We start from the raw sequence: 12481 nt of genomic DNA, 5'->3' as shown, positions 1-12481 counted from the left end.
AACATCACGCCATTGCTTAGACTGTGATGTTCCTTTTTTTTATTCCCTGCTCGCTTAGTGGGCAGCATTTTGTTTTTTGATCATATCGTAGTACATTCCGCGCTTGGCCAATAGTTCATCGTTAGTTCCGCGTTCTATGATTCTTCCTTGATTGAGCACTAATATCTGATCAGCATTTTGAATCGTTGATAAACGGTGCGCGATCGCAATTGTAGTCCGGCCTTTTTGAATCTGAGCCAGACCATCCTGGATCATTTTTTCAGTTTCTGTATCGATGTTTGAAGTGGCTTCATCCAAAATTAGGATCTTTGGATCAGTTGCAACGGTCCGCGCGAAGGCAATCAGCTGTTTTTGCCCAGTTGAATAGCTCGCCCCGCGTTCGATGACCTTGGCATCGTATTGCCCCGGTAACTGTTCAATAAACTGGTCGGCATCAACAAATTTTGCTGCTTGCTTGACCTGTTCATCCGTAATCTTGTCATTAAACATCCGAATGTTGGATTTGATCGTCCCATAAAACATATAGGGCTCTTGCAAAACTAATCCCATCTTGGCTCGCAGCTCTGCCAGCGGGTAGTCACGGATGTTCTTGTCGTCAAGTAAGATCTCGCCTTCACCGAATTCATAGAAACGCATCAAAACATTGATGATTGATGTCTTGCCGCTGCCTGTTTGACCAACTAAAGCAACAGTTTCTCCCGGCTGAGCGACAAAAGAGATATCTTTCAAAATCGTATGCTTACCATCATATGAAAAGGTCACATGCCGAAACTCAACCTTGCCGATGGAAAGTTCTGCGGAGGCTTCTTTGTTTTGCTTTGGAGCCAGCAACTGTTCATCCATGATCCGTAAAATTCGCGAACCAGCCACCATCCCATCTTGAAAGTCGCTGAAGCTTTCCATGACACGGGATAAAGGATTATAGAAATTTTCCAAATACGTCACAAACGCATAAACCACACCGGCGGCAACATATGAATGTAAACCTTGGACCCCAAAGATCCCCAAGACCATGACCGTCCCAAATGCAAAAAACAAATTGACGATCGGACCAAGAAGTAAAGAGTTGACCCGAATCATTGCTTTTCTAGTTTGATAGTACTCGCCGTTGACGTCTTCGAATTCTTGAGTGATCCGCTTCTCCTGGCGGAAATCCTGGATCACATTGATCCCTGTGATCGATTCTGCCAGCTTGTTGTTCAACAGACTAAGCTTCGTCCGCATTTGGCGGTAGACGCGTGAACTGTACCTTTGATAGTACCAGATCGTAATTGCCAAAAACGGCATGAAAATCAGCAGCCACAGTGCAATTTTTCTGTCAGTAGTGTACATTGCGATAAAAGCAGTCACCATCGAAAAAATTGCCACGATCAAGCTGCTAAACATTTCCCAGAAATTCTGAAAGGCCATCGTGTCGTTGGTCAAGCGCGAAAGGATCGAACCGCTTGGGACTTGATCAAAATAGCGCATCCCTAGGGTATGCAGTTTTTGGAATAATTTGCGCCGTGTGTCCTCCAGCATGTATTCGGCACCCATGCTGGCCAGATAGGTTTGCCCAAATTGTGTTAAGGCTTTGGCTACCATGCCAAAGAAATACAGCCCGGCAAAAAACCAGATCACCATTTCATCCGCCTTGCCAAAAGCCAGGTATTTATCCATAAACCGCTGAATGATTTTGGGCAGGAGAATATTGATCAAGCTAACGGTCGCGGCGAAGATGATCGAAAAATAGAAGTACCACTGAAATGGTTTGGCTAATAAGAAGAGCCGCTTAATGATCCGCAGCTGCTCTTTAGCTGGAATGCTGTGAGCCCAGACAGACTCATGCTGGTTATCCATTGATATCTTCCTCCTCATCTTCAGTTTCTAAGGCCTGTAGATCGAATGTCTCCGCGTACCAGCCATTTTGAGCCATTAATTCGGCATGCGTCCCGCGTTCAATGATCTTGCCATCATCCATCACTAGGATCTCATCGGCATTCATAACCGAACTTAGGCGGTGCGAGGCAATGATCGTCGTTTTATCCTGGCGCTCTGCCCGTAAAGTCCGCAAGATCCGGGTTTCCGTTTCAGCATCCACCGCAGATAAAGCATCGTCTAAGATCAAGAGCTCAGGATCGATCAGCAAAGCACGAGCGATCGCGATCCGTTGGCGTTGCCCGCCAGAAAGCGAGATCCCCTCCTCACCGACTTGAGTATCATAGCCGGCAGGAAAACTGCTGATTTGCCCTGCTAGATCGCTTTTTTGGGCGGCTAATTCGACTTCCTTTTGTGAAGCTTCCGGTCGTGCAAAACGAATATTTTCCCGCACGGTATTCGAAAATAAATAAGTTTCCTGCGGTACATAGCCAATTGCCGGGATCAAAGCATCCAACTGATAATTGCGTAAATCGACCCCATTAAAATAAATTGCACCTTGGTACTCGTCAAATTGGCGTAAAAGCAAACGAATGACTGAGCTTTTACCCGAACCGACCGGCCCGACTAAGCCCAAAGTTCCGCCTTCTTTTAAGGTAAAATGGATCTGTTGCAAGTTGTTTTGCTGCTCATCCGGAAATTTAAAAGAGTCGATTGCATAAACCAGATCTCCATGCGGTTCTTCAACCACTCCATCGTTTTTATCCAAGATACTGCTGCGCTTGTTTAAGATCGCATCGATCCGGTCATAACTGGCATTGCCGCGTTCGAGCGTGTTAAAGAGCATGCCAATGGCAAACATCGGCCAGACCAGCATCGATAAGTAGGAAACAAAAGACACCAGTGAACCTAAAGTGATCGTTCCTGCGATCACTAGGTGTCCGCCGTAAACGATCGTCACAACATAGGAAATAGCCATGATCAGAGTCGTAATTGGATCAAACAAAGCATCCAACCAGCTAACCTTGCGGTTAATTTTGATCGTATCATCGATCTGTCCGTTAAATTCTTCAATGTCATCTTGTTCCTGACCAAAGCTTTTGATCACCTTAACTCCGCTGATACTCTCTTGCGCCTTATTATTTAAGCGCGAAAAAGCAGCCTGCGACTCTTTAAAAGCAATGTGCATCTTGTTGCCCAAAACTCGCGACATGACTGCCAACAACGGAAACGGAAGGACCGCAATCAAGGTCAGGCGCCAATCTACAACTGTCATCATCGCGATCAAGGTCGTCCCGCCAGTAATAATGGAATCTGCAAATTGCAAGATCCCACCACCAGCCACACGTTGGATCGCCGACAAATCATTAGTAGCGTGGGCCATCAGATCTCCGGCTCGGTAGGCCTGGAAAAATTGGGTATCCATTTGCATGTAGTGCCAAAAAAGTCGTCCCCGCAAAACTGCTTCTAATTTAGCAGATTCTCCCCAGATAGCATTGCGCCAAATATAACGTGCGCCATACTGGGCAATTGAGGCGAAAGCCAAGATCACCAATAAAAAAACCAGGTCATGCACCTTTAAATTTCCACGGTGGATCAGATCAACCAGCCGTCCGATCACCCAGGGAGAAACAATTCCCAGCAAGGATGTGAGCAGTAGACCAACCACGCCGATCGAATAGGTCTTCCACTCTTGCTTAAAGTACCATCCCAGCTTAATAAAAATACTCACCGAATAGCACCTCCTTTTTTCTTAATCTTTTTTTAATGAATATTCCATTTATACCATACCAGCGGATAAAAAACTAGCAGACAAATTCACGACAGACAGCCTAGTGACAACATTTGTTATTTTTAATTAGTTGTCTGAGAAATATCACTCTATGTGCTCGCTTACTTTGACTTGCGCGTCAAGCTCAGCCTCGTTTTTAATTGCTTTCATCATCAACGGTATCATGATCAATGTATAAACCAGCATCACTGAACCGTTCACAATAAAAACCAAACTGCCATGCAGAACTTTTTGAAAAACGATGGTATAAAAAATTGTTCCCAGTGGTTCAACAGATGTGTTGGCAGTTGTTAAAAGGGTCGAGACCCGCCCCAATAATTGTGTAGGTACGGTCTGCTGCAGTCGAACCATGATAGTCACGTTCAAGACAAGTAAAGTGATCCCAATGCTTGCCATAACTAGGCTGCCGATGACCGAGACTTGTGTTGGATTTTGGGTAAACTTGAGTGTACCTCCCAGCAAGCTGATTTCTACGCCCAGTAAAATCATTGGAAACATCAATCTTGTCTTTAAGTTATTACTTTTAGAAAAAAGCCCCAGCAGCAAGCTTCCTACAAGCATCCCAAATGAGAAGGCACTGTTTAAATATCCCACAGGCGTATTGCCGAACCCAAGCTGGTTTTTGATTACAAACGGCAGTCCAATGTTGAGTGAGGTAAAAATAAAATTAAGCACGATCGCAATTGCGATAACTGTGGTCAATAAGGACCGTTTCTTCAGGTACACCAGTCCTTCTTTAAAGCCCTTGAATTGACCCTGCAAAGTATTTTGTACGGTCGACTTTTCTTGTTGTACCATAGGAGCATAGTGAAAGTGCATCGTTTGTAAGATCAGCCATGAAAGAGCAGTCGCGCCGATCTCTATATAAATAAACATATCAAAACCGACGACACTGTATAAAGCAGTGCCCAGTGCTGGAGAAGCGATCGTTGCCAACGAACCAGCTCCTTGCACAAGTGAATTTAATTTTTGAATTTTCTGCCGGTTAACGAGTTCATGCACCGAGGAGGTATATGTCGCGTTATTGATGTTGACCGAGAATGTATTGATAATTAGAAACAAGACTACCGGCACTAATTTGCCTGCTCCAGCAAAGCGGTCGATCGCCAGCGCGAAAATCACTAATGCCAATAAACGTAAACCGGTACTGAAATTCAATATTCGCTTGTGCCGGTGCCGGTCAACCAAATTACCGACAGGTATCAAGCAAGCCAGACCGACCAGCGGTGTAATGATCATTTCAATGCCAAAACTAATTGCCAAGTGAGTCTGATCGAGCAGCATCAACCCCATCCCAAAGGCAAACATATCACCGCTCAGACTCCCAATAAAACTTGTCGCAATGTCCTTTGCAATCTGCCAGTTAGATTCACGATCGGTGATAACCGCTTCGTTAAGTCCTTCTTTTTCCAAATCAAACACCCTCTTTGCTTGTAATTTAGCGTACAAAACGCCAAAAATAAAGGCGTGAGTTGCAAGTGGTATTAATTTAAGTCCAAGCGGTCAGTTCCTAGTTGTCAAACTCATAGATCAACTAGCTTAAAAAATTCAACTCATTTCAATTTAGCAGAAGTCAATGACAGGCTGCTCCAGAATTCGTTATTATCCACGCGCAAGTCAAAACCTTTGACACGTTTGTTGACTGTACTCCATTGGTAGCTATTATCTGTCGCCACATAAGCGGCTTGCTCGTTCATATACTCTTGCCATTCTTTAAACTTCTCCGCCCGATATGAATCATCAAAAGCTCGTTCGCTGTTCATCTCTTTGAGCAGCTGGGTGTTTTTCTTGGTGACAAAGTGGCCCATATTTAAAGGCGCGTCTGCACCGTATAACTGGGTTGGTGTCGGTTCAGACGAAAGACTCCAAGCAGCCGCGAAAATGTCGACCTTGTTTTGTTTGGGCTTTTGGAGCAAGTCATAGAAACTGTTCATTTCCATTTCCTTGCCGTCCGCCAGCTTAACGTTCAAGCCCACCTTTTTCCAGCGCTTCAGGTACTCTCGATAAGCTGCGTGGCTCGCTGAGTCGCCTTGCATCACTCCAAAATAAATAACCAACGGTTTGCCGTTTGGCCGAGTCCGCCATTTACCGTTTTTCTTGTAACCGGCTTGATCCAGCAATTCAGCGGCTTTTTGAGGGTCATAAGAAAAGTGCTTGGCAGATTCAGCAGTATACTTATCGAAAATTGGCGGAATCAACGTCTTAGCACTCCATTTGACCCCATTACCATATTTTTCATTGATAGCTTTTTCATTGATGGCATACATCATCGCCTGCCGTAATTTTTTATTAGCCATTTTCGCGTGGGGGTCCATCACATTTCTTTGTTGGCTGGTATCATACTCGCCCAGATTAAAACCAAAATAGTTATAACCCAGCTTGGGCTGCCCCACGATCTGATAGTTTTTCAGATTTTTCAATTTTTTATAGCTAGTTGCGCGCATCACACCCGTCGGCGATGTGAAATCGTATTTCTTGGTCTGGATCGCCTTGTCAATACTATTCGAAGAAACCACACTGATCTTAATGTGCTTGATTTGGGGTTTCTTGCCCCAATAATACTTGTTGGGCGACCAGGATGTGGACTCGCCAGCGACAATTTTGTCCAATTTATAAGGACCAATGAAAACCGGATTTTTACGTACTTGAGCTGAAGCGGCCAATTTATTGAGCGCAATTCCTTGATAGTGATGATAAGGCGCAACTGTACCCCAGACAAAAGAATTTCCCAAAAATTTCATGCTGGGGGACAGCGCGCTGTAATGGATCACAACAACTTTGCCGTTTTCGCCTCTAGGATAGGTAAAGCCAGAAATAGTTGCAGCTTTACCGGTATGATATGCAGACATGCCTTGGATCCGTTCAAAATCAGCTGAATATTGCGGAGAAGGAGATCTTGGAGCAGCGATTATTTCATAGGGGTACTCAACGTCGCGCGCGATGACCGGTTGACCGTCAGACCATCTGGCATTGGCACGGATGGTGATCGTCACCGTATTATTTTTCCGATCTAGTTTTTGGTCGGCCAGGCCCCCCTTAATGATCTTAAAGTTCTGATCAACATTAAATAGATTTCCGTTGCCGCCAGGACTAAAAACACTAGTATCTTCGGCATTGCTTGCTAAGGTAGGCTCAGAGATCCCTCTGAAGGGCGAGTCGTTAGGTTCAGCCACTTTCAGCGTGCTATTAGCATCAGCACTTTGACTAGTTTTACGCGGATTTTTATAGTTTGGAGATAATTGAGCCGGTTCAACTTTATTTTTAGAACTGACGGCCTTCTCATTGCTGCCGCAAGCGGCTAACGACAAGACAGTCAAGAAGGTTGCGAACATAATGGCACATTTTTTCTTGATTTTGTTCAACTTCTTTCCCCCTAACTACAAATTGAGCGGTCCGCTGTCACGTGCATTCTTGTCTTCAACCGCAATAATTACTGATACATTTTATGATATTTGTCTAAGATTATATTAGATAAATCACACCTTTTCAACTCTTTATTTTAATTTTTTTCTAATTTTAGATAAAAGACGAGGTCTTATCCCAGTCTATCGATTCCCGCCGTCGTTGAGCTAAAAAACTTCAAAGCTGACTTTACATTAAAAATTATTTTCAGCTATTTTTAATTTTTTAATTCAGATTTAGCTCTGATGTAATGTTAAAATAGTGGCAATACAAAATTTTATACAAGAGGTGGAAGTCCTATCAAACCATATCAGCACAAGGTCCAATACTACGAAACCGATCAAATGCAAATCACCAATCACACCAACTATATTCGTTTCATGGAAGAAGCTCGCAGCGACTTTTTAGAACAAATCGGCTGGCCATATAACAAACTGGAGGAGCAGGGGATCATTTCACCAGTCGTTTCTGTCAACTGTAAGTACAAGCATACGACCGGCTATCCGGACCTAATTACGATCAAGACAGCCGTCACCAAGGTCAGCCGTGTTAAACTAACTCTGGCTTACACCATGAAAGTTGATGAAAAGATCGTTTGCACAGCCGAAAGTTCCCACTGCTTTCTAGACCAAGCAGGTCAAATCTTGGATGTCAAAACCCAATTTCCGGAATTCTATCAGACCCTAGTTGACTTACAGGCTGCAGACTAAATTTAACTAGCTATTTTAGGCAAAAATAAAAACGCCTCTCCTGCTGAGAAAATTTTCTTCTCAGCCAAAAGTAGAGACGTTTTTTAGTGCAGATCACTTTGTGTCTTGGCAGCTAATCTGCCGTTTTTAAACGAAATCGTCAGGACCACTGTCGTCTTGCCTTTTAAGTTAGTCTGGCTAGTGTAGGTCCATTGTTCACTGCTGATCCCATAAAAGCGTTCATTGTAGGTATAGGCATTCGGCGTACCGATCAGGCGCACCACATCTGTTTTTTTCATTCCAGGCTGCAGAGCGTCAAAATCTCTGCGGGTGATCCGCTTGGTTTCGTCGCGCTTCAATCCCTTGATCGATTTAGAAACTGCGTGCCCTTGGTTAAAATAAACAAAAACGCGAGAATATTCGCCTTCCTTAGCGACTTTTTTCCAGCCTGCCAGCTGCGTCGAAACACCTTTTTTATTAGTTTCAGCTACATTTGCTGGTTTACGACCGAAAAGAGCCGTCACATCTCCCAATGAATCGCCTTCGGTCGAGGAAAGTTCAATCGAATTGAAATTAGCCAGAGTCAAATGATTAATTTGTTCATATCGATTCTTGATCTGCAAGCCAATAAAACCAATGATCAGCAGAATGGCCGCTGAGATCGCAAAATGTACCCAAAAAGTAGAGCGCTCATCTCTTCTGGGCGAATTTTGATTGCCTTTTACCATAAAATGCTGTGCCCCCTGCTGTCTATGCGTTAGAAAGTTTAAGATAAAACAACATTTAAATAAAGTTCTCCTTGGATGATACCAACGTCCAAGCCGGTCTGAGACGCAAAGCCAGCGGGATCTTTGATCACAAAATTTTTGACCCGGTAAATTTTAGTGACCCCTGCTTGTGTGGTCACGATCATCCGTTTGCGCTTAACATCTTGCGCAAATTGCTGTGCTTCTTCAATTGTTTCGAAACTGACCAAATACCGGGTGTTCAGACTGATCGAAAAGTCTTTGATCAAACCGGCCTGGCGTTGCTGCTTCTTCCCGTTACTGTCAGTATACTCTAGTCTGACTTCTTCGAAATTTTTCATTCTGCCGGCCCCTTTTCTTTTGAAATTATGTACTGCATAAACATATTTAGTTTATCTCCAGAATTCCGCGTCCGATAATGCTCATATTTTAACCGCACTGTTTCGCCCTGTTATTTAAATTCTATAACAAACTCCCGCCCGTGACCAATCATTCGCTAACAAGTCCGCCAATAATTCATGTATAATAATAGGCAAGACACAACGACGTATCATAAGGGAGGCTCTTCATGAAAATCAGAGAATATACATTTACCCAAGAAGATATCGAGATCCAGGCCCAAGAAGAAGATTCCTGGCAATTTCGTGCCGGTTTTATTTATCCCGTAGTTGAGGAAGAAGATTCTAACGAACTTAAGGTTTATTTCCATCTCTTACAAAGCGATGGCAGCCTGCACCAGCGTGTCCTCGTGATCGAAAAACAAGAATGGGCGGCTTGGGTCGATGCAGAACCCGCCATCCACGTGATCCCTGCATCAGACATGAATGCATTTCTCACGAAATACTGATTTTAATCTTCAAAAGCTTTGAAAATTTGGCTTTCGCCAAGTGCACTTGATAATTAGTGTGTTAGATGTCTCGTCAAAAGGCGCAGTGTTGTCTCTAGAAAATTGCAGCAAGCATCCGATGGATGTTAGCAACTACAAGCCGCTTCAAAGGCGGTGGCATAATTACGTTAGACTACTAAAGTCGTCCCATAACTCGCCAAAGTTATAGTGGGGCGTCTTTTTATTTGTCCTAGGTAAGTGGCCATTTTTAGTTGGTCATTAATTTTTTAAGTAAAGACGATTCACCCTTTAAAATTTCGACTAATTCAGCTACATATTATCCATGGGGCTATTATCCTCTTTTCATGTTTTGCGGTGATTACATGTATAAGGATATTAGTCCTTTTTGGTGTTTAACAAGCACTATTCTTAGGCTGCACAACTTCGCGAACCTTCCAAGTAAAAGAACTGCCTCGTACAAAGCTCAGCGGCTTGCAAGATGCAGTTCTTCGTCATCCAATTATTCTCCTACCAAAGTTCGTCCTGTTTTTGCAGCTGGTCTGCCTCAGTCAGTTTGCGGACGACCCGACAAGGATTTCCCACCGCCAAGACACCAGCCGGAATATCTCTGGTCACCACGCTCCCAGATCCGATCACAGAACCTGCCCCGATCGTGACACCAGGATTCACGATCACGCCAGCTCCTAGCCAGCAGTTATCTCCGATCGTGATCGGCTTGCCATACTCGAGCGTTCCAATTTTGTCTCCAATCAGGTGTGGATTTCTGTCTCGCGGCAAAAGCCCATGCAAGGGTGTTGCCAACGTGATGTTTGGCCCCAAAAATTCATTATTTCCGATCCTGACCGGACAAGTATCCAGGATCGTCAGGTTGAAATTAGCGTAAAAATTATCCCCAACCATTGTCTCGCTGCCATAGTCAACGTACAACGGGCCCTGACAAAAGACATTTTCTCCGTGACTGCCTAACAATTGGTCAAGCAGTTCCTGTCTGGTTTGAGTCTCACCATCAGTAGTTTCGTTGTACTTTTGACATAACAGATGAGCGCGTTTAGCTTTTCGCCGGCAAACCGGATCCTCTGGGTCATAGAGTTTGCCAGCGATCCTTTTTTCATCGTTAGTCATCTTTAGTTCCTTTCTCAAAGCTGAGCTAGTTTAAATTTCTAACTGGTAGTCTTTTTCGCTGACAAGCGGGATCAGCTTGGTAAATATGTATTTAAATACCAAAGCCAGCCCGACCGGTGCGACAATATAGACCAGAAGTGCAGTCAAAATGTTGCTGGTGTTCCAGCCGCCTGCTGACAAATTAATGTGATTTAACGGTCCCACCAAGCCAGAGATCCCAAAGCCTGCACTCATCGGAGTTCCCTGCACATTGAAGAAATATCCGAGTAAGCCTAAAATCGCGGCATTGGCAGCCACTGGGATGAAAGTTTTGAAATTACGCACAAGCACTGGCAAAGCCATCTTCGGTGAGCCCATAAAGATCGCCAGGCTGGTCCCATGCGGATTGACCTTCCAACCCATGATAGCATAACCGAAACCAGCTGCACAGATTCCAAGGTTAGCCACACCCGAACCCAGGCCTGAAAGCGAAACTGCTAAGGCGATCCCTACCGTAGTAATTGGCGAAAGGATCATCAAGGCAAATACTTCAGCCAAAAGTACTGACATTAACGCGGGCTGCAAAACGGTGAGTTGTTTGACACCGACACCGACCCAAGCCGTGATCTGTGAAACATACGGGTAGACCAGTAAGCCTGCAACCCCGACAACTGCCAAGAGTAGCGGCGGGATCACTAACAGACTGAATGACTTGAGTTTGCCGCTCAGTAACAAGATCACTAACGCGCCAACACTGGCAGTCAAAATCATGTTGATGATGTCGCCAGTACCTTTCAGCAGCATTGCCCCGTTCTTGAAAATTACCGCGCCTGATGCCAAATGGGTCGCTAACCCCAGCGAAAATGTCTCGATCGGAGTAAAGCCAAAACGCAATCCGATTGAGATCCCGCACACGACGCCCATCAGCGAATTAGACATCGTCAATGCATTCAAAACGATTGTCAACTGCGGAAAGCTTCCGACTAAAGCCTTAAATATTTCTGAGAGCAATGCCCCCGGGATCAATACAACCACGACCCCCGTTGCTACACCATTCAAGATATTCATGATGAAAGTTCGTCCATCCATGTCTTTTGTCATTTGAAACTTCCCCTTCCTTAATCGTTCCACCAGTAATGGATCTTAGTTCGAAATTACAAGCATCCGCTTTATCCGAGCCTTGTGATAAAAAAACGTCCCCATTGCACAACTAATATGCAACAGGGACGATGCGCTGACACGACCGCGGTACCACCCAGCTTCGAAAACAGACTGTTCTGTCTCCACTCTTGTCAGATGATAACGGTTCTGTTTTCCGAACTTCGATCGCCGTATTTCGCAGCGTTATCCTGATCGGTTCGCAGCTTCCACCGACTTTCTTTCACCCAGATAACACCCTACTTGAGGTGGCGATTTTTAAGTTAGAGAAATATTAACATTTAGTTAAAAACAAGTCAACATGTTTTTAATTTTCCCTTTGCTTAACAGCATAAATCCTATCCAGAGTATGTCCTTACCCCCCTACTCACATTTCTCACCAGCTAACATAAGTCTGTCAGTTTATGATTTTCTTGCAAAGTTTGCCATTTACTAAACCAGCCTCCATTTTTAGTTTGCTTTAAGCTCCAGTCGGTAAATTGAAATCGTCAAAAAAACAAACGGAGGTCCTCTAAAATGTTACTAGACCAATCAAGCATTAGTAAAAATGTTGTTGCAGCTCAGATTACGAAAGTTTTTTACCCACACATCATCGTTAGGACCGAAACCGGTGATTACTGGTCGCTGGAAATTTCCGAAGGCGAGCGTTCTGACTCCGTTTTCTGGGAAGAAATGCGCCGGATCCTAAAGGCAGCTTTATGGATTCCAGTTGGTAAAAAATACCACCAGCTCTTAGATAACGGCTGGATGGCGCCGACATACTAAAACGTTAAAAATTCATTATTTTGCATTTTTTGTGAATAATTTTGGCTTTTATTTGTATATTAACTAAATTAAGGTTGCTTTTTATGTATATTTATTCTATTATTAGGTCAATCATTTTTGGGAG

Annotated in this window: 11 protein-coding genes; 3 read left to right on the top strand and 8 right to left on the bottom strand. The window is 44.1% G+C overall.

What is annotated here, in order from left to right:
- Positions 1 to 54: 54 nt before the first annotated feature.
- From LFYK43_RS04215 to LFYK43_RS04200, 4 genes are all read right to left on the bottom strand, one after another.
- On the bottom strand, positions 55 to 1839 hold the full coding sequence (locus tag LFYK43_RS04215) for an ABC transporter ATP-binding protein (protein WP_124975754.1): 1785 nt from the start codon (positions 1837 to 1839) through the stop codon (positions 55 to 57).
- Entirely contained in the window at positions 1832 to 3589 is a 1758-nt protein-coding gene (locus LFYK43_RS04210; RefSeq protein WP_124975752.1) for an ABC transporter ATP-binding protein, read from the bottom strand. Before LFYK43_RS04210 ends, LFYK43_RS04215 begins: the two co-directional genes overlap by 8 nt.
- 144 nt (positions 3590 to 3733) lie before the next feature.
- Positions 3734 to 5062 (bottom strand): MFS transporter, encoded by a 1329-nt coding sequence (locus tag LFYK43_RS04205; protein ID WP_229717942.1) that lies wholly within the window; start codon positions 5060 to 5062, stop codon positions 3734 to 3736.
- A 140-nt stretch (positions 5063 to 5202) separates the two neighbouring features.
- The gene (locus LFYK43_RS04200) at positions 5203 to 6981 is read right to left on the bottom strand and encodes an oligopeptide ABC transporter substrate-binding protein (protein WP_124975787.1); all 1779 of its coding nucleotides are present in this window, start codon (positions 6979 to 6981) and stop codon (positions 5203 to 5205) included.
- 369 nt (positions 6982 to 7350) lie between these two features.
- On the opposite strand from LFYK43_RS04200, the gene LFYK43_RS04195 reads away from it, so the two are divergent.
- Positions 7351 to 7761 (top strand): acyl-CoA thioesterase, encoded by a 411-nt coding sequence (locus LFYK43_RS04195; RefSeq protein WP_124975750.1) that lies wholly within the window; start codon positions 7351 to 7353, stop codon positions 7759 to 7761.
- 83 nt (positions 7762 to 7844) lie between these two features.
- Here LFYK43_RS04195 and LFYK43_RS04190 read toward each other — a convergent pair whose 3' ends face one another.
- Positions 7845 to 8468, bottom strand: a complete 624-nt coding sequence (locus tag LFYK43_RS04190) for a DUF3862 domain-containing protein (protein WP_124975748.1) — start codon at positions 8466 to 8468, stop codon at positions 7845 to 7847.
- Between the two features lie 38 nt (positions 8469 to 8506).
- Positions 8507 to 8827 (bottom strand): hypothetical protein, encoded by a 321-nt coding sequence (locus LFYK43_RS04185; RefSeq protein WP_124975746.1) that lies wholly within the window; start codon positions 8825 to 8827, stop codon positions 8507 to 8509.
- A gap of 227 nt (positions 8828 to 9054) precedes the next feature.
- Here LFYK43_RS04185 and LFYK43_RS04180 point away from each other — a divergent pair, with 227 nt between their 5' ends.
- The gene (locus tag LFYK43_RS04180; RefSeq protein WP_124975744.1) at positions 9055 to 9333 is read left to right on the top strand and encodes a hypothetical protein; all 279 of its coding nucleotides are present in this window, start codon (positions 9055 to 9057) and stop codon (positions 9331 to 9333) included.
- 507 nt (positions 9334 to 9840) lie between these two features.
- Here LFYK43_RS04180 and LFYK43_RS04175 read toward each other — a convergent pair.
- Positions 9841 to 10455 carry a sugar O-acetyltransferase gene (locus tag LFYK43_RS04175; protein WP_124975742.1) on the bottom strand — a complete coding sequence of 205 codons (615 nt, stop codon included), beginning with the start codon at positions 10453 to 10455 and terminating at the stop codon, positions 9841 to 9843.
- 30 nt (positions 10456 to 10485) lie between these two features.
- Entirely contained in the window at positions 10486 to 11535 is a 1050-nt protein-coding gene (locus LFYK43_RS04170; RefSeq protein WP_124975740.1) for a PTS sugar transporter subunit IIC, read from the bottom strand.
- A gap of 573 nt (positions 11536 to 12108) precedes the next feature.
- Between LFYK43_RS04170 and LFYK43_RS04165 the strand changes: the two genes are divergently transcribed.
- Positions 12109 to 12357: a hypothetical protein gene (locus LFYK43_RS04165; RefSeq protein WP_124975738.1), complete on the top strand. Its 249-nt coding sequence runs from the start codon at positions 12109 to 12111 to the stop codon at positions 12355 to 12357.
- Positions 12358 to 12481: the final 124 nt, after the last annotated feature.

It is taken from the genome of Ligilactobacillus salitolerans (genome assembly GCF_003864415.1).
GTDB classification, from domain to species: Bacteria; Bacillota; Bacilli; order Lactobacillales; family Lactobacillaceae; genus Ligilactobacillus; species Ligilactobacillus salitolerans.
This window is presented reverse-complemented; position numbering and strand designations above follow the sequence as displayed.